We start from the raw sequence: 17,382 nt of genomic DNA, 5'->3' as shown, positions 1-17,382 counted from the left end.
TCTGGCAACCTTCCAGGGGTCGGGCCGTCGCCGGGGGCGGCCCCCGAGCGGTCGGGAGGTGCCGTGGAACCGTCGACGCGTCTGCTCGGCGACCGCTACCGGCTGCTCGTGCCGCTGGCCAGCGGCGGCATGGGCCGGGTCTGGCGGGCCCGCGACACGCTGCTCGAGCGACCCGTCGCGGTGAAGGTGCTGCGCAGCGAGTTCACCGGCGACGCGACGTTCCGTGCCCGGTTCCGGGCCGAGGCCCAGCACACCGCGGCGCTGCACCACCCCCACATCGCGTCCGTCTTCGACTACGGCGAGGCCACCGACGACGGCGAACGGATCGCCTACCTCGTCATGGAGCTGGTGGAGGGCGAGACCCTGTCGGCGCTGCTGGAGCGCGAGGGACGGCTCAGCCCTGCCCGCACCCTCGACGTCCTCCGGCAGACCTCCGCCGCGCTGGCGGCCGCGCACGCCGCCGGCGTCGTCCACCGGGACGTCAAGCCGGGGAACGTGCTCGTCGCGACCGACGGGGTCGTCAAGATCACCGACTTCGGCATCGCCTGGTCGGCCGCCAGCGTGCCCCTCACCGGGACCGGACAGGTCGTGGGGACGGCGCACTACCTGTCACCCGAGCAGGCCGCGGGGGGCAAGGCCACCCCGGCCAGTGACGTGTACGCGCTGGGCACCGTGGCCTACGAGTGCCTCACCGGGCGGCCGCCCTTCGAGGGCGAGAACTCCGTGCAGGTGGCGCTGAAGCAGATGCGGGAGGAGCCGGAGCCCCTGCCGCCGGACGTGCCGGCCGGCCTGCGCGGGCTCGTGGAGCGCGCGATGGCCAAGGACCCGGCGCAGCGGTTCCCGGACGGCGCGGCGCTCCGGACGGCCGTCGAGACGGTGTCCGCCGCCAGCGCGACCGCACCGATCGGACCGGCCGGCCCGCACGGGACCGCCGTCCTGCAGCTCCCGTCCGTCCCCGGCGCTGTGCCCGCCCCGTCCGCCCCGCCGGCCCGGCACCTGCCGATCCCGCTGTTCGCCGGCGCGGTCGCCGCGGTGGTCGTGGTGGCGGTCCTGATCGCCCTGCTGCGGCCCGACCCGGGCACGGACACGGGGGATGGCCAGGCGGCCGGCGGGCCCACGACCTCGCAGGCGACGTCGTCCCCGGTGCCGGTGCCGGCGCCGACGGTTGCGGTCGTCGCCGCGGACCTCCTGGACCGGCCGGTCGGGGAGGTCTTCGCCGAGCTGGTCGGCCGCGGGCTGCAGGTGGAGCTCGCCGAGGTGACGACGGACGAGGTCGCCTCGGGCCGGGTGGCGGCGGTCGCCCCGGAGGGGGAACTGCCGCCGGGCACCGTGGTCACGGTCTCCTACGCGATCCCACCGGCCCCGGCCCCGGCGCCGGGGAACGACAACGGGAACGGCAACGGGAACGGGAACGGCAACGGCAACGGCAACGGCAACGGGAACGGGAACGGCAACGACGGGGACGACGGGGACGACTGACCGTCAGGCCGCGGTGAGCCGGACCTCGCTCGGCGGCACCATGGCGGTGAGCTTCGCCCGGATGGCGCGCGGGTTCGTGCCGGCCAGGATCTCCGTCACCCCCTCGAGCAGCAGGGTCATCTGCGCGCCCCGCAGCTCGCTGATGCGGTGGATCTTCACGCTCATCGGCAGCCAGAGGAAATTGGCCGACAGCACGCCCCAGAGGGTCGCCACGAAGGCAGTGGCCACGAGGGGGCCGAGCACCGCGGGGTCCTCGAGACTGCGGAGGACCTGCACCAGCCCGACGACGGTCCCGATGATGCCGATGGTGGGCGCGTAGCCGCCCATCCGGGCGAAGAAGCGGACGGCGACCCGGTCGTCGGCCGCGGTGGGCCTCGATCTCGCCCTCCAGCACGCGCCGGAGCTGCTCGACCGGCACCCCGTCCACCGCCATCTGCAGGCCGTGGCGCAGGAACGGGTCGGAGACGGCCCGTGCCCGCTTCTCCAGGGGCAGCATGCCCTCCTTGCGCGCCACCGTGGCCAGCTCGACGAGCTGGGCGATCAGCGCAGGCGTCTGCGGCAGGCGCTCACCGGCGAAGGCCATGGCGAACCAGCGACGGAGCTGACGCACGTCGCGCAGGGTGGAGCCGGCGATGGCCGCGCCGAAGGTCGCGCCGAAGACGAGGACCAGCGGAGGCAGCAGGACGACGGCCAGCGGGCTCGAGCCCTCGAGCAGCATCATGACGACCAGCGAGCCGACCGCCAGCCCCATCCCGAGGAACGTCGCCGGAATCACCCGTCAGTCCTCGGTGCGGCCCGGGGTGGTGTCGGACGGGGGGGTGCCGGGCTCGTCGCGGCGGTACTGCCGCCGCTCGAGCCTGATCGTGGTCCGCTTCACGTGCGAGGCGTGGTCGGCGATCTCGGCGACGCCGCCGGCCAGCCGCTTCTGCGCGACCGTCACCGCCGCCCGGTGATCACGGATGTCGAGGAGCAGGTCGTCGAACGTCTGGACCACGACGTACTTCGTCCCGTCGACGAGGTGGATGACGGTGTCGGGGTCGGTCTCGACGCGCTCGATCGACATCGGGTCGACCGAGAAGTGCTCGCCGTTGCGGCAGGTCACAGCGATCACGGGAGCGGTCCTTCCGCTCAGTCGGGGCAGCGGACCCCGGTGGCGCCTGTCAAGGCACTCTCCCCATCGGAAGAACGCGTTCCCGCCTGTAGCCGAATCCCCGCGGGGTCACCCGTCCGGGGGTGCGTCCGCGCAGCTCAGAAGCCGAAGAGCAGGCCGAGGCCCCCGACGGTGAACAGGACCATCACGAGGACGAGCGGCAGCTGGTCAGAGGCACGCGCCCGACGAGCGGACAGCAGGGCCCGCTCGTGGGCGAGCGTCACCCCGAGGACGTGGCCGACGACGACCGCGCCGACCTGCACCAGCGCGATCGCGTCGGAGCTGACGGCGGTGAGGTCGACCCGGTTGCCGAAGGTGCCGAACAGGTCGACCCCGGCCAGCCCGAACGGGTTGCTGACCAGGATCCACGTGGTCTGGCCGTCGAGCACCAGCAGGCTGAAGTAGTGGGCGACGGTGTAACCGAGTGCGATCGGCACGACCGTCCCGGCGTACCGGCGGGGCTGGACCCGCGTCTCCTGCCCGGCGAGCCGGCCGGACAGCCGGGCGCCGAGCACGTAGAGGCCGGCGACGAGCGCGATCATCACGACCAGGCCGAGGGTGCCGGAGGCGATGTCGTTCGCCGCGCCCGGGCCGGTCTGCCAGAACACTGTGCGCGACAGTCCGTCGAAGGCGGTCGACCCCAGGAGCACGACGACCACGGCCGTGAGCCCGGGGAGGAGACGCGGGTCCAGCCCCGCCGGTACGCCGGGACGGTCGTGCCGATCGCACTCGGTTACACCGTCGCCCACTACTTCAGCCTGCTGGTGCTCGACGGCCAGACCACGTGGATCCTGGTCAGCAACCCGTTCGGGCTGGCCGGGGTCGACCTGTTCGGCACCTTCGGCAACCGGGTCGACCTCACCGCCGTCAGCTCCGACGCGATCGCGCTGGTGCAGGTCGGCGCGGTCGTCGTCGGCCACGTCCTCGGGGTGACGCTCGCCCACGAGCGGGCCCTGCTGTCCGCTCGTCGGGCGCGTGCCTCTGACCAGCTGCCGCTCGTCCTCGTGATGGTCCTGTTCACCGTCGGGGGCCTCGGCCTGCTCTTCGGCTTCTGAGCTGCGCGGACGCACCCCCGGACGGGTGACCCCGCGGGGATTCGGCTACAGGCGGGAACGCGTTCTTCCGATGGGGAGAGTGCCTTGACAGGCGCCACCGGGGTCCGCTGCCCCGACTGAGCGGAAGGACCGCTCCCGTGATCGCTGTGACCTGCCGCAACGGCGAGCACTTCTCGGTCGACCCGATGTCGATCGAGCGCGTCGAGACCGACCCCGACACCGTCATCCACCTCGTCGACGGGACGAAGTACGTCGTGGTCCAGACGTTCGACGACCTGCTCCTCGACATCCGTGATCACCGGGCGGCGGTGACGGTCGCGCAGAAGCGGCTGGCCGGCGGCGTCGCCGAGATCGCCGACCACGCCTCGCACGTGAAGCGGACCACGATCAGGCTCGAGCGGCGGCAGTACCGCCGCGACGAGCCCGGCACCCCCCCGTCCGACACCACCCCGGGCCGCACCGAGGACTGACGGGTGATTCCGGCGACGTTCCTCGGGATGGGGCTGGCGGTCGGCTCGCTGGTCGTCATGATGCTGCTCGAGGGCTCGAGCCCGCTGGCCGTCGTCCTGCTGCCTCCGCTGGTCCTCGTCTTCGGCGCGACCTTCGGCGCGGCCATCGCCGGCTCCACCCTGCGCGACGTGCGTCAGCTCCGTCGCTGGTTCGCCATGGCCTTCGCCGGTGAGCGCCTGCCGCAGACGCCTGCGCTGATCGCCCAGCTCGTCGAGCTGGCCACGGTGGCGCGCAAGGAGGGCATGCTGCCCCTGGAGAAGCGGGCACGGGCCGTCTCCGACCCGTTCCTGCGCCACGGCCTGCAGATGGCGGTGGACGGGGTGCCGGTCGAGCAGCTCCGGCGCGTGCTGGAGGGCGAGATCGAGGCCCACCGCGGCCGACGACCGGGTCGCCGTCCGCTTCTTCGCCCGGATGGGCGGCTACGCGCCCACCATCGGCATCATCGGGACCGTCGTCGGGCTGGTGCAGGTCCTCCGCAGTCTCGAGGACCCCGCGGTGCTCGGCCCCCTCGTGGCCACTGCCTTCGTGGCGACCCTCTGGGGCGTGCTGTCGGCCAATTTCCTCTGGCTGCCGATGAGCGTGAAGATCCACCGCATCAGCGAGCTGCGGGGCGCGCAGATGACCCTGCTGCTCGAGGGGGTGACGGAGATCCTGGCCGGCACGAACCCGCGCGCCATCCGGGCGAAGCTCACCGCCATGGTGCCGCCGAGCGAGGTCCGGCTCACCGCGGCCTGACGGTCAGTCGTCCCCGTCGTCCCCGTCGTTGCCGTTCCCGTTCCCGTTGCCGTTGCCGTTGCCGTTGCCGTTCCCGTTCCCGTTGCCGTTCCCGTTGTCGTTCCCCGGCGCCGGGGCCGGGGCCGGTGGGATCGCGTAGGAGACCGTGACCACGGTGCCCGGCGGCAGTTCCCCCTCCGGGGCGACCGCCGCCACCCGGCCCGAGGCGACCTCGTCCGTCGTCACCTCGGCGAGCTCCACCTGCAGCCCGCGGCCGACCAGCTCGGCGAAGACCTCCCCGACCGGCCGGTCCAGGAGGTCCGCGGCGACGACCGCAACCGTCGGCGCCGGCACCGGCACCGGGGACGACGTCGCCTGCGAGGTCGTGGGCCCGCCGGCCGCCTGGCCATCCCCCGTGTCCGTGCCCGGGTCGGGCCGCAGCAGGGCGATCAGGACCGCCACCACGACCACCGCGGCGACCGCGCCGGCGAACAGCGGGATCGGCAGGTGCCGGGCCGGCGGGGCGGACGGGGCGGGCACAGCGCCGGGGACGGACGGGAGCTGCAGGACGGCGGTCCCGTGCGGGCCGGCCGGTCCGATCGGTGCGGTCGCGCTGGCGGCGGACACCGTCTCGACGGCCGTCCGGAGCGCCGCGCCGTCCGGGAACCGCTGCGCCGGGTCCTTGGCCATCGCGCGCTCCACGAGCCCGCGCAGGCCGGCCGGCACGTCCGGCGGCAGGGGCTCCGGCTCCTCCCGCATCTGCTTCAGCGCCACCTGCACGGAGTTCTCGCCCTCGAAGGGCGGCCGCCCGGTGAGGCACTCGTAGGCCACGGTGCCCAGCGCGTACACGTCACTGGCCGGGGTGGCCTTGCCCCCCGCGGCCTGCTCGGGTGACAGGTAGTGCGCCGTCCCCACGACCTGTCCGGTCCCGGTGAGGGGCACGCTGGCGGCCGACCAGGCGATGCCGAAGTCGGTGATCTTGACGACCCCGTCGGTCGCGACGAGCACGTTCCCCGGCTTGACGTCCCGGTGGACGACGCCGGCGGCGTGCGCGGCCGCCAGCGCGGCGGAGGTCTGCCGGAGGACGTCGAGGGTGCGGGCAGGGCTGAGCCGTCCCTCGCGCTCCAGCAGCGCCGACAGGGTCTCGCCCTCCACCAGCTCCATGACGAGGTAGGCGATCCGTTCGCCGTCGTCGGTGGCCTCGCCGTAGTCGAAGACGGACGCGATGTGGGGGTGGTGCAGCGCCGCGGTGTGCTGGGCCTCGGCCCGGAACCGGGCACGGAACGTCGCGTCGCCGGTGAACTCGCTGCGCAGCACCTTCACCGCGACGGGTCGCTCGAGCAGCGTGTCGCGGGCCCGCCAGACCCGGCCCATGCCGCCGCTGGCCAGCGGCACGAGCAGCCGGTAGCGGTCGCCGAGCAGACGCGTCGACGGTTCCACGGCACCTCCCGACCGCTCGGGGGCCGCCCCCGGCGACGGCCCGACCCCTGGAAGGTTGCCAGAGGAGGACGGGGAACCGCTCAGGGCGCCTCGGGCGGCTCGCCCGCGGCCAGGACGCGGTCGTACAGGACGGCGGCCAGGATGCCGCCGAGCGTCGGCGCCACCAGGTACAGCCACAACGGCGCGAGATCACCGGCCAGCAGGTTCGGACCGAAGGCGCGGGCGGGGTTGACCGCCCCACCGGTCAGGGGGCCCGCGACGAAGATGGCCGCCGCGAGGGCGAAGCCGACCGCCACCGGGGCGACCGAGCTCTCCGCGCGGTCGTCGGTCGCGACCGAGATGACGACCAGGACCAGCACGAACGTGACCAGCAGCTCGACGAGGAACGCCTGGCCCACCGAGACCCCGTCGGCGGGGCGGGTGGCCGCCAGCCCGGCCTCGCTGCGCGCCCGCCCGCCATAGCTGACCCACGTGCAGAGGGCGCCCAGGAGCCCGCCGCCGAGCTGCGCCAGCACGTAGACGCCGGCCGCGGACCACGGGAACCGGCGCGTCACCGCCAGGCCCACGGTGATGGCGGGGTTCAGGTGGCACCCGGAGACGTGGCCGAAGGCGGCGACCAGGGCCACCAGCACGAGGCCGAAGGCGAGGACGACGGCCAGGGTGTCGTACACCGCCTCGCCACGGGCCGCCGACGCCACCGCGACGCTGGTGCCCACGTAGACCAGCACGGCGGTACCGAGGAACTCGGCGACCGCCGCCCGGACGGGGCGTCTGCTGACCGTGCTGCCGTACAGCCCGGCCGACGTGGAACCCCGTGCGACACCTACTGCGTCCATGACCGTCCGACCCCCGTGCCGCCCCCGAGCTGTGGCTCCGTGGTTGCCCCGCTCGGAGACCGGTCACACCCGGATCGTCAGGGTCTGCCGCGGCTCAGGACGAGGTCCCCCGGTCGATGCGGACACCACGCTCGGCGCTGAGCGTGGCCAGGAGCTGCTCGACGACGGTGTCGGGCGTGCCGGCTCCCGAGATGCTCGCGCCCGGTTCGTCGTCCTGGAGCGGCTGGAGCGTCGCCAACTGGCTCTCCAGCAGGGCCGAGGGCATGTAGTGGCCGGTGCGCCTCTCGACGCGTTCACGGAGCAGCTCGGGGTCGACCGTCACGTGGGCGAACCAGACGGACGGATGCCCGTCGCGGAGCAGGTCGCGGTAGCTGCGCTTGAGCGCCGAGCAGGTGACGACGACGTCCCGGCCGGCCTGCTCGCGCTCTCCGATCCACGCCGCAAGGCTGCGCAGCCACGGCCACCGGTCCTCGTCGTCCAGCGGCGTGCCCGCGCGCATCTTGGCCACGTTGGCCGGGGGATGGAAGTCGTCGCCCTCGGCGAACTCGCACCCCAGCCGTTCGACGAGGCCCGCGGCCACGGTCGACTTCCCCGAGCCGGAGACGCCCATGACGACGACCGTCGTGGTGTCGCCGGGTGTGTCCTCGTCCATGGGCCGGACGCTATGCCCCCGTGCGTGCAGCCCGCACAATGAGCGCACCCCAGGAGGCGCATCCCCAGGAGCCGCCATGTCCGGAAGCAGCCCGCCCACCCCCACGGCCGGTCCGACCGTGCAGGAACCCACGGTGGGGCAGCTGATGCGCCCGGCGACCAGGACGGTGGAGGCCGACGCCCACGTCGCCTCGGCCGCCTACCTGATGAAGCGGGCGCACGACTGCGCCCTGGTCGTGACGTCCGACGACGAGGGGCGCATGCCGATCGCCGTCCTCACCGACGCCGACGTGAGCCAGGCGGTGGCCGACGGACGAGACCTCGGCGAGATCCGGATCAACGACCTGCGGCTGCCACGGCCCACGGCCGTCCACCCGGACACGTCGCTCACCGAGGCGGCCGAGCTGATGCTCGAGAAGGCGCTGAACAACCTTCCCGTCGTGGACGACGACGGGCTCGTCGGCCTCGTCGACCTCACCGCGGTGTGCCGCGCCCTGCTGAGGCGCCAGCCGGTCGCGTGACCCCCGGGCGCGGCCTCAGCGGTGCCGCGGCAGGACGACGCGGGCGCGGGTGACGCCGTCCTCGGAGGTGAGCGTGAGCCGGCCCTTGTGCCGTTGCGCGACGACCGCGAGCGACGTGGCCAGCCCGAGTCCGGTGCCCTGGCCGACCGGTTTGGTCGTGTAGAAGGCGTCGAAGGCACGCTCGAGGACCTCGGGCGGCACGGTCGGACCGGTGTTCTCCACGTCGACGACGACGGAGTCGGGCTCGCCCCGCGTGCGGACGGTGACCTCGCCCTGGGACCCGACGGCGGCGAGCGCGTTGTCCAGGAGATTGGTCCACACCATGGCCAGGTCCGCGGGCCAGCCCTCCACGACGAGGGGCCCCGGATCGAGGTCGCGCACGATGCGCACGCCCGGCGGCACCTTGTGCCGGACGAGGACGAGGGACTGCTCGAGCCCGGCATGGACGTCGACCGTGCTCAGTGCCTGGTCGGCCGCGTAGGCCAGCGGGCGCACCCCCGACACGATCTTCGACAGGTACTCCGCGCCGGCCGACACCTCCTCGAGCACCGCGCGGATCTCCTCGGCCCGCACCAGGTCGCGCACCGCGCCGCCGCGGTCCTCGGCCGGGAGAGCGGCCAGCGCGCCGGCGAGGGCGGTGGGCTCGACGCCGAGGCGGACCAGGTCGGACGCCGCGCTCCAGCCGCCCTCGACGCCCGCCGCGGTCAGGACCCCGGCGAGCGCGGTCCCCGCGTCGGCCCGGGCCAGCGGGTCGTCGGGCACCGGACGCTCCCCCACGAGCGGCGCGAGGGGACTCGGCGGACGGTCGTCGGCAGCGTGCAGGGCGCGGAGCCGGGCGGCTCCCCGCTGCACGGCGGCGGCCGGGTTGTTCACCTCGTGCAGCAGGCCGGCCGCCAGGGCGCCCAGTGCCGCCATCCGCTCGTGCTGGCGCAGCAGCCCCTCCTCGCGGTCCAGCCGCCGGGACGTGGCCGTGAGCAGAGCCCGGGCAGACGGAGGGTGGGCGAGCAGCCGGTCGAGCGCCTCCGCGCCGATGCGCTGCACCCGTGCCGGGCCCCGCGCCCGGACCGTGGCCGACCGCGGACGCCCGTGGGCGACGCCGAGCTCCCCGATCAGGTCGCCGGGCCCGCACACGTTGAGCAGGAGGTCGGCGCCGTTGGCCAGCCGGCTGATCTCCAGCTCCCCGTCGGCGACCACGTACATGGCATCCGGCGGCGAGCCCTCGCTCATCAGCACCTCCCCCGGAGTCAGCTCCACGGCGCGGCTGGTCGCCGCCAGCGCGCTGACGTCGTCCTGCGGGAGCTCGGCGAACAGCCGGGACCTGCGCAGCGCGGCGGCGACGTCCGCCGTCGTCACCGACCGGCCAGCCGCTCGTGGGCGAAGCGCACCGCCATCGCGCCCTCCCCCACGGCGGAGGCGATGCGCTTCACCGACCCGTGCCGGACGTCGCCGGCGGCGAACACCCCCGGCACGGACGTCTCCAGCGGAAGGGGCGGCACCTCGAGCGGCCAGTCGGGCGGTGGGAGGCCGAGGTCGCCACCGGTGAGCACGAAGCCCTTGTCGTCCCGGCGGACGACGCCCTCGAGCCAGCTCGTGCGGGGCGCCTGCCCGACGAAGACGAACAGCGCGTTCGCGGGGACCTCGCGCTCCTCCGTGCCGTTCGAACGCAGCCGGAGCCCCTCCAGCCGCCGCTCACCGAGCACCCCGGCGACCTCCGTCCGGGGCTCGAGGGAGATCGTGTCCGAGGCCTCGATCCGGTCGATGAGGTAGCTCGACATGGTGCTCGTGAGGTCGGCAGCGCGGACGAGCAGCGTCACCGAGGCGGCGAACTGGGCCAGGAAGAGCGCCGCCTGCCCGGCCGAGTTGCCGCCTCCGACGACGAAGACCCGCCCGCCGGCGTGGTCCACGCCCTCCGCACGACCGGCGCCGTAGTAGACGCCGGTGCCGGTGAGCGGCGCGGCTCCGGGCACGTCGAGGGTGCGGTAGTTGACGCCCGAGGCGATCAGCAGCGTCGAGGCGCTGACCTCGGTGCCGTCGGCCAGCCGGATCAGGGTGTACGGATCCTCGCGGCGCAGCCCGGCCACCTCGGCGGGCACGAGGATCTCCGCGCCGAAGCGGATCGCCTGCTCGCGGGCGCGCAGCGTGAGGTCCGCACCCGAGAGCCCGACGGGGAACCCGAGGTAGTTCTCGATCCGGCTGGTCGTGCCCGCCTGCCCGCCGGGGGCGTTGCACTCCAGGACGAGGGTGGACAGGCCCTCCGACGCCCCGTAGACCCCCGCCGCCAGCCCGGCGGGACCGGCACCGACGACGACGAGGTCGTAGGCCGACCGCTCGGCGCGCACCTGCAGCCCGATCCGCTCCGCCACGGCGTGCAGGTCCGGGTCGACGAGCACCTCGCCGTCGTCGGTCACAAGGATCGGCAGCGACCCTGCGTCGGCGCGCGCGGCATCCAGCAGCACGCGGGCCTGGGGATCGGTCTCGACGTCGAGCCACCGGTAGGGCACGAGGTTGCGGGCGAGGAACTCGCGGAGCGCGTGGCTGGCGGCCGACCACCGGTCGCCGACCACGCGCAGGTTCGCCGCCGGGGCAGGTCGCCGCCAGGTCTCGAGCAGGTCGTCGAGCACCGGGTAGAGCCGTTCCTCCGGCGGGTCCCACGGCTTGAGCAGGTAGTGGTGGACGTCGGCGTCGTTGATGGCGCGGATGGCGGCGTCGGTGTCCGCGTAGGCGGTGAGCAGCACCCGCCGGGCGTCCGGGTAGAGCTCGCGGGACGCGGCGAGGAACTCCGTGCCGCTCATGCCCGGCATCCGCTGGTCCACGAGCAGCAGCGCCACGGTGTCGTCGCGCAGCCGCAGTCGGCGCAGCAGGTCCAGCGCCTGGTCACCCGAGGACGCCGCGACGATCTGGTAGTGCTCGGCGTAGCGGTCGCGCAGATCGCGCTCGACCGCGGCGAGCACCGGGCCGTCGTCGTCCACGGCCAGCAGGACCGGTCTGCTCATCGGGCCACTCCTCCCCCGTTCAGCCGGGACGCCGACCGGACGGCCCGCTGGTCCCGTCGCGACTCCAGCGCCGAGCGCAGCACCGCGGTGGCCAGCGACACGGGCGCATCGCCGTCGGCCGGCGCGTGCTGCAGGACGGCGAGGACGGCGTCGTCCGTCCCGCCGTCCGGGCGTCCGCCGTCGACGGTGTCGGCGACGGCGGTCAGGGCGGTCGCGAGCGCCGCCGTGGGCTCCGGCAGCCCGAGGTCCCGGCGCCACGGCGCACCCGGACGCGCGTCGGCGAGGACGGCGGCCACCCGGTCCGGCGTGTGCTCGAGGGCCTCCGCCGCCGCCTCGGCCCACGCGGTCACGATGGTCAGCTCCGGCGGGGTGAGCGCGGCGCCGGTCACCCCGCGCGGCCCCGGGACGCGGCCGGGATCCCCGGCGACGGCGGTCACCTGGTGCACCCCGGCGACCACCAGCCCGGTCGCGTTGTCCACCGGTGTCCGCCCGTCCGCGCACCGGCGGCGGGCGCGGGTGTGGGCGACGCTCATGACCACGCCGTGCGCGCCGGGGTCGAGGGAGATCTCGCGCAGCCCGCGGGTCGGGTCCTTCCACATCGCCACGACCGACGACGGCGGCGCACCGATCGGCCGGCTGCGCTCGACCATCCCGGACGCGGTGAGCGTGAGCACCGCCGTCCCCGGGTCGTCGGCGAGCACGCTGGCGTAGCGGGCCGTCCAGCGGGAGGCCAGCTGCGGCCCGTCGAGCAGGATCGTCACGACCAGCGAGGGGCCGACGTCCCGGATGAGCTCGGCGACCTCGTCGAGGCGGGCGAGGTCCTCGCACACGACGGCGACGACGGTGAGGCCCTCGCTGAGCTCGAGGAACTGCAGCGCGCGGCGCGGCACCTCCATCGCCTCCCACCAGCGCACCGAGGGATGCAGCGCGCCGGCGAGGTGGTACTGGTTGATCTGGCTCTCGTCGAGGAACCAGCGGTGGTGCTTGTTCTGCCGGTAGTGCGACCAGCAGCCGCCGACGTGCACGCCGAGGTGCACCCAGTTGCCGGGCAGCCGGTCGGGCGGCGTGGGCTCCCGGACGCCCGCGAGCAGCATGTTGACGCCGTAGCGCGCGAGCAGCGCCTCGAGGGGCTCGAGCTCGTCGGCGGGCACGCTGCTCTCGGGGAGGACGACCGCGTCGATGCCGTCCACCTCGTCGAGCGCCCCGACCAGCACCCGCTCCACGAGGTCGAGGTCGAAGGTCTCGGCCGGGACGAACTCGAAGATGCCGAACGGCTCGTTCTCCGCACGCCGCACCGAGCCCGGGAGCGGCCGGAAGTCCCGCTGCCGCACCCGCAGCGGCCACGGCAGCAGCAGCACGTTGGCCTGCTGCTGACCGGTGCCCGACCGCCGGGCCGGGGCCTTGTGCCAGGCGACGTCCACGGAGGTGCCGCGCAGGCAGAGGTAGCGCGACAGCGACCGGAAGGAGATGCCTCCCGGCGGCGTCCGGCCCTTGGGCAGCACCCGCAGCCGGAACGGGGCGACGGCGGACAGCGAGCCGGTGCGGGCCAGGAGCTCACCCGCCCGGCCGCGGAAGCGGAAGCCGGCCGTGCGCTCCGGATCGAGCGCGGCGGCCACGCCCGCGCAGGCCTCGTCGCTGAGCGCGAGCAGCAGGAACAGCGCCTCGCAGACCTCCCACGCGCGGCCGTCGGCGATGTCGTCGAGTTCGGTCCCCGCGGCGGCGAGCAGCGTCGTCCAGGTCTCGGAGACGAGGGCCGGCGGGGGCCCGTCGGGTGCCTCGGTCCAGGCGCACCACTGCTCGGCCGCGTCGGTGACCACGTCGTTCCAGCCGCCGAGCCGGGGCGGGGGCCACTGCCGGCCGGGCGGCGGTGACACGGCGAACCGGTAGGCGTGGGTGCGGCCCAGGACGGTGCCGGCGAGTGCGAAGACGTCCGGCGGCCACTCGAGGTCGGAGTCGGTGAGCTCCCGGCCGCTCACGTCCGCCCAGAGCGAGGCGACGGTCGGGGGGCCGGTCGCGCTCCGCACCGGCCGCGGGACCACGTCCATCCGTCGGCTCCCCCTCGTCGTCCCCGTGTTCCCGCGGGAACGTCCGTGGCCCTCGGCCGGAGGGTAGCGACGAGCGGCGGGCGGCACGAGGGAATCCGTCCGCGTGCTCAGTCCGTCCGCGCGATCGTCGCCAACCGCACGTTGACCGGCGCCGTCAGGAACCGGGTCCGCAGGTCGTCGTCGGCGATCCGGGCGGCCCGCTCGCGCAGGTGCGCCGCGGCCCGCTCCGCCACGTCCGCGGCACGCGGATCCCCGGCGTCGGAGAGCACCAGGTGGACGTCGGCGAGGACGCGGCCGGGTTCGACGGTGCCGACGGCGACCGAGTCCAGGTGCGGCAGGACCTCCTCGACCGCCTCCATCGCCGCACCGAGGTCGCCGGCGTCCCGCAGCGCGAGGGCGAGGACGCCGAGGCACTCCAGCCGGTCGTACTCGAGGCCCAGCTCGGCGTGCCGCTGCGCGGCCGCACGGAGGAGGTCGACCGCGACCGGATCACCGGCCGCCCGGTGGGCCATGCCGGCGACCAGGTCCGCGCGCGCCTGCGCAGGCGGGACGTCGTCCGCGGCCGCGGCCTCCTGGGCCGCGGTGGCGTGCGCGAGCGCGTCGTCGACCCGTCCCTCGGCGAGGTCGACGACCGCGATCGAGGCGAGGAGGTGTGTGGTGAAGTACGACAGGGCGCGCCGGCTGCTCTCCTCCAGTCCGCGGTCGAGGTACCTCCGCGCCGTCGCGTGGTCGCCGACGAGCCGGTGGCTGTCGCCGAGGCTCTGCAGGGAGGCGACGACACCCTCCGTGTCGTCGATGTCCTCGGTCAGCTGCAACGCGCGCCGGCCCTGCTCGAGCGCGTCGTCGACCCGGCCCTGGTCCATCGCGATCCGGGCGAGGTTGGTGAGCATGACGCCCTCGCGGTAGCGGTGCCCGGTCACCTGGAAGACCGCCAGCGCGTCCTCGGTCGCGGCGCGCGCCTCCTCGAGCCGGCCCATGTGCATCAGGAGGGCACCGCGCTGCCCGGTGACCATCGCCTCGCCCTCGCTGTCCTGGATGTGCCGGTGCTCGGCCCGTGCCTCGTCGAGCAGGGCGAGCCCCTCGTCGGTCTCCGCCAGGTTGGTCGCCACGACGGCCAGCAGCCGCAGGACCTCCCCCGCCCGCTTGTGGTCGTCGGTCGACCGGGCGGTCGTCAGAGCCTGACCGAGCAGCTCGCGGGCGGCCGCGTGCTCGTTGAGGTACGCCCGGCTCCGGCCACCCTGCATCAGCCCGTCGGACTCCAGGTCGGGCCGGCCCGCCTCCCGGGCCAGCCGCGCCGCCTCGTCGGCGACCTCCGGGACGGCGGGGTAGTCGCCGCGGAAGAACAGCCATCGCCCATGGGCGAGCAGGACCTTCGCCCGGCGCACGGGGTCGAGACCGGTCGCGGCGGACAGTTCGTCCAGCGTGGTCCGCTGCTCGTCGCGGCGGCCGAGCCGGTCCAGCACGACCTCGCGGGCCAGCAGCACGTCGGCCCAGAGCCCCTGCTCGCCGGCGGGGACGAGAGGAAGCGCGCGGGCGAAGAGCTGCAGGGCGTCGTCGAGCGCGAAGGTGCGGGCGGCGTGCTCGCCGGCCCGCAGGTACCAGCGGGCGGCCGCCGGGGGGTTGCCCGCCTCCTGGTGGTGGTGGGCGACCGCCGCGGCGTGCTCGTCGGGCCGCTGGCTGCGTTCGACCGCCTCCTCCAGCCACTGGGCGGCCAGCGCGTGGTGGGCCCGGCGCACCGAGCGGAGGACCCCCTCGTAGGCGACGTCGCGCATGAGCGCGTGGCGGAAGGAGAACTCCGCGCTGCCGGAGAAGCTGGAGTGCGGCCGACGGAACACCACCTCGCGGATCGCCAGCCGTTCGAGCGCGGTGTCCCGCGTCGCGGCGTCGATCGCCGTGGCCAGCCGGGCGACGGCCTGGTCCCAGAACACCCGGCCCACGACGGCGGCGCCGCCGAGGACGCCGCGCTCGACGACCTCCAGGGAGTCCAGCCGCGCCTGCAGCAGGCCGCGCAGCGTCGTGGGGATGCGGACGGAGTCCAGAGGTCTCGCCGCCACCCGCCAGGGGTCGTGCGACGTGTCGACGACCCCCTCCTGGACGAGCCACTTCACGAGCTCCTCGACGTAGTAGGGGTTGCCGTCGGCGGTGCCGACGACCAGCTCGACGAGGGCCGCCGGCACGTCGTCCGCCCGCTGCAGGATCTCGGCGACGAGGCTGCGGGCGTCGTCCTGGTCCAACGGCTCGAGCCGGAGGGTGGAGTGCACCGACGCGGTGCGTCCCCACGACGGCCGCTGCTCCAGCAGCGTGGGGCGGGCCGTCGCGAGGACCAGCAGCGGACCGCCGTCCGGCGCCCGGGCCAGCGCCTCGAGGGAGTCCAGGCTCGCGGCGTCGAGCCAGTGCAGGTCCTCGAGCAGGACGACCACAGGCGCCCGCTCGGCCAGCGTGTCCAGCAGCCGCAGCACCAGACCGCTCCCCCGCCGCCGCAGTGCCTCGGGATCGGTCGTCCCGACCGCCTCACGTCCGGCGTCGCCGACCGGGAACCCCAGCCAGGTGGCCACGGTCTCCGGTGAGCCGTCGGTGTCCTCGACGCCGCCGTGCAGCTGGGTCCAGCCCTGCGCCCAACGGCGACGCACGCGTTCGGGGTCGTCCGTGGAGCGGATGCCGAGCCGCTCGCCGAACACGCTGCGCAGCAGCGTGTTGGCCACGCCCTGCGTCGACGGGGACCCCCGGCCGCGCAGCACCCAGACCTCCGTCGGCAGGCGCGCCAGCCACGTCTCGACGTCGTGCACGAGCCGGGACTTGCCGACACCGGCCTCGCCGAGCACCGTCACGACGCGCCGACCGCCCTCGGCGACGACCCCGGCGAACGCGTCGCGCAGCACCCGGAACTCCGCCTCGCGCCCCACCGTGCGGGTGACCACCCCCTCCACCCCGCGGGTCTCCGGCCAGAAGCCCTCCCGGTCGGGGGACGCGACGACGTAGGCGTCGACCGGGCCCTCGATGCCCTTGAGGTGCAGCCCGGGGATGCGCCGCAGCCCGAAGACGCCACGGACCTGGCGGCACGTCTCCTCCGACAGCAGCACCGTGCCCGGCTCCGCGGCCGCCTGCAGGCGGGCGGCCCGGTTGGCGGTGTCGCCGACGACGAGGAAGTCCCCCGACGCCCGCTCCGCCAGACCGGTCACCACCATCTCGCCGGTGTCGATCCCCACGCGGACGACGATCGGGGCAGCGTGCGACTCCTGCAGCTGGGCGCTCAGCGTCTCGACGGCCGCAACCACCGCCAGGCCGGCGCGCACGGCGCGGGCCGCGTCGTCCTCCCGGGAGCGGTACAGCCCGAAGACCGCCATCACCGCGTCGCCGATGAACTTCTCGACCACGCCACCCTCGGCCTCGACGGCGCTGCGGACGGCCGCGAAGTACCGGCTCATCACCTGCTGGAGGTCCTCGGCGTCCAGCCGCCGGGCCAGCGGCGTGGAATCGACCAGATCGGCGAACAGGACGGTGACCAGTTTCCGCTGCTCGCCCACGGAGGCGGCGAGCAGCCGGTCGCGCTTGTCGACCAGCGGTGCGAGCGCCGTCGTGACGACCTGGTCCCCGAGGATGCGCCGCTGCCCCTCGAGCGCGGCGATCGCCTGCTCGAGGGCCGTCAGCTCAGCCGGTTCCGGTTGCATCGGTCACGTCTGGCCCCCTCCGCCCGGACGAGCGGACCGTACCTCCGCACCGGGCTTCGCGGGAGCCCCCGACCAGCGGCGACCCCCGCCGACCGGGAACGCGAACGAGGGGGGAGGCCATCGGCCTCCCCCCTCGTCCGGGGTCGTACTAGGTGCCTAGCTCAGCTGGGATCAGCGGAGCAGGGACAGGACACCCTGCGAGGCCTGGTTGGCCTGCGCGAGCATCGCGGTGCCGGCCTGGGACAGGATCTGGTTCCGGGTGAACTGGACCATCTCCTGCGCCATGTCGGCGTCGCGGATGCGGCTCTCCGACGCGGTCA

Annotated in this window: 16 protein-coding genes; 5 read left to right on the top strand and 11 right to left on the bottom strand. The window is 74.8% G+C overall.

From position 1 onward, the window contains the following. Positions 1 to 63 precede the first annotated feature (63 nt). Positions 64 to 1,479, top strand: a complete 1,416-nt coding sequence (locus tag E4P40_RS15145) for a protein kinase (RefSeq protein ID WP_135159376.1) — start codon at positions 64 to 66, stop codon at positions 1,477 to 1,479. Between the two features lie 3 nt (positions 1,480 to 1,482). On the opposite strand, the gene E4P40_RS29005 is transcribed toward E4P40_RS15145, so the two are convergent. The 3 genes from E4P40_RS29005 to E4P40_RS15130 form a co-directional block, all read right to left on the bottom strand. Further along, complete coding sequence (locus E4P40_RS29005; RefSeq protein WP_245160363.1) at positions 1,483 to 1,806, bottom strand: MotA/TolQ/ExbB proton channel family protein; 324 nt, start codon at positions 1,804 to 1,806, stop codon at positions 1,483 to 1,485. Positions 1,807 to 2,257: 451 nt separating this feature from the next. Further along, complete coding sequence (locus E4P40_RS15135; RefSeq protein WP_135159377.1) at positions 2,258 to 2,590, bottom strand: flagellar FlbD family protein; 333 nt, start codon at positions 2,588 to 2,590, stop codon at positions 2,258 to 2,260. 137 nt (positions 2,591 to 2,727) lie between these two features. After that, positions 2,728 to 3,288: a hypothetical protein gene (locus E4P40_RS15130; RefSeq protein ID WP_209305347.1), complete on the bottom strand. Its 561-nt coding sequence runs from the start codon at positions 3,286 to 3,288 to the stop codon at positions 2,728 to 2,730. A 57-nt stretch (positions 3,289 to 3,345) separates the two neighbouring features. Between E4P40_RS15130 and E4P40_RS15125 the strand changes: the two genes are divergently transcribed. The 3 genes from E4P40_RS15125 (at position 3,346) to E4P40_RS29000 (ending at position 4,929) form a co-directional block, all read left to right on the top strand. Further along, a complete protein-coding gene (locus E4P40_RS15125; RefSeq protein ID WP_209305346.1) occupies positions 3,346 to 3,684 on the top strand; it encodes a hypothetical protein in 339 nt (112 codons plus the stop codon). Positions 3,685 to 3,821: 137 nt separating this feature from the next. Beyond that, positions 3,822 to 4,154, top strand: a complete 333-nt coding sequence (locus E4P40_RS15120) for a flagellar FlbD family protein (RefSeq protein ID WP_135159377.1) — start codon at positions 3,822 to 3,824, stop codon at positions 4,152 to 4,154. A gap of 451 nt (positions 4,155 to 4,605) precedes the next feature. Further along, on the top strand, positions 4,606 to 4,929 hold the full coding sequence (locus tag E4P40_RS29000; RefSeq protein WP_245160363.1) for a MotA/TolQ/ExbB proton channel family protein: 324 nt from the start codon (positions 4,606 to 4,608) through the stop codon (positions 4,927 to 4,929). A gap of 3 nt (positions 4,930 to 4,932) precedes the next feature. On the opposite strand, the gene E4P40_RS15110 is transcribed toward E4P40_RS29000, so the two are convergent. From E4P40_RS15110 to E4P40_RS15100, 3 genes are all read right to left on the bottom strand, one after another. Then, positions 4,933 to 6,348, bottom strand: coding sequence for a protein kinase (locus E4P40_RS15110; RefSeq protein WP_135159376.1), 1,416 nt, complete (start codon positions 6,346 to 6,348; stop codon positions 4,933 to 4,935). A gap of 80 nt (positions 6,349 to 6,428) precedes the next feature. Then, positions 6,429 to 7,184 (bottom strand): aquaporin, encoded by a 756-nt coding sequence (locus tag E4P40_RS15105; protein WP_135159375.1) that lies wholly within the window; start codon positions 7,182 to 7,184, stop codon positions 6,429 to 6,431. A 94-nt stretch (positions 7,185 to 7,278) separates the two neighbouring features. Next, positions 7,279 to 7,836, bottom strand: coding sequence for a gluconokinase (locus tag E4P40_RS15100; protein ID WP_135159374.1), 558 nt, complete (start codon positions 7,834 to 7,836; stop codon positions 7,279 to 7,281). A 76-nt stretch (positions 7,837 to 7,912) separates the two neighbouring features. On the opposite strand from E4P40_RS15100, the gene E4P40_RS15095 reads away from it, so the two are divergent. Then, a complete protein-coding gene (locus tag E4P40_RS15095; protein WP_167762249.1) occupies positions 7,913 to 8,356 on the top strand; it encodes a CBS domain-containing protein in 444 nt (147 codons plus the stop codon). A gap of 15 nt (positions 8,357 to 8,371) precedes the next feature. On the opposite strand, the gene E4P40_RS15090 is transcribed toward E4P40_RS15095, so the two are convergent. The 5 genes from E4P40_RS15090 to E4P40_RS15070 all read right to left on the bottom strand — a co-directional run. Next, positions 8,372 to 9,709: a cyclic nucleotide-binding domain-containing protein gene (locus E4P40_RS15090; protein ID WP_135159372.1), complete on the bottom strand. Its 1,338-nt coding sequence runs from the start codon at positions 9,707 to 9,709 to the stop codon at positions 8,372 to 8,374. Next, complete coding sequence (locus E4P40_RS15085) at positions 9,706 to 11,349, bottom strand: FAD-dependent oxidoreductase (RefSeq protein ID WP_135159371.1); 1,644 nt, start codon at positions 11,347 to 11,349, stop codon at positions 9,706 to 9,708. Before E4P40_RS15085 ends, E4P40_RS15090 begins: the two co-directional genes overlap by 4 nt. Continuing rightward, positions 11,346 to 13,394: a hypothetical protein gene (locus E4P40_RS15080; protein WP_135159370.1), complete on the bottom strand. Its 2,049-nt coding sequence runs from the start codon at positions 13,392 to 13,394 to the stop codon at positions 11,346 to 11,348. Before E4P40_RS15080 ends, E4P40_RS15085 begins: the two co-directional genes overlap by 4 nt. A gap of 107 nt (positions 13,395 to 13,501) precedes the next feature. Further along, the gene (locus E4P40_RS15075) at positions 13,502 to 17,062 is read right to left on the bottom strand and encodes an adenylate/guanylate cyclase domain-containing protein (RefSeq protein ID WP_135159369.1); all 3,561 of its coding nucleotides are present in this window, start codon (positions 17,060 to 17,062) and stop codon (positions 13,502 to 13,504) included. 171 nt (positions 17,063 to 17,233) lie between these two features. Then, on the bottom strand, positions 17,234 to 17,382 hold a 149-nt coding region (locus E4P40_RS15070; RefSeq protein ID WP_280790622.1), incomplete at its 5' end, for a flagellin.

It is taken from the genome of Blastococcus sp. CT_GayMR20 (assembly GCF_004570345.1).
The sequence above is the reverse complement of the archived record's forward strand: the minus strand, read 5'-3'. Positions and strand labels throughout refer to the sequence as shown.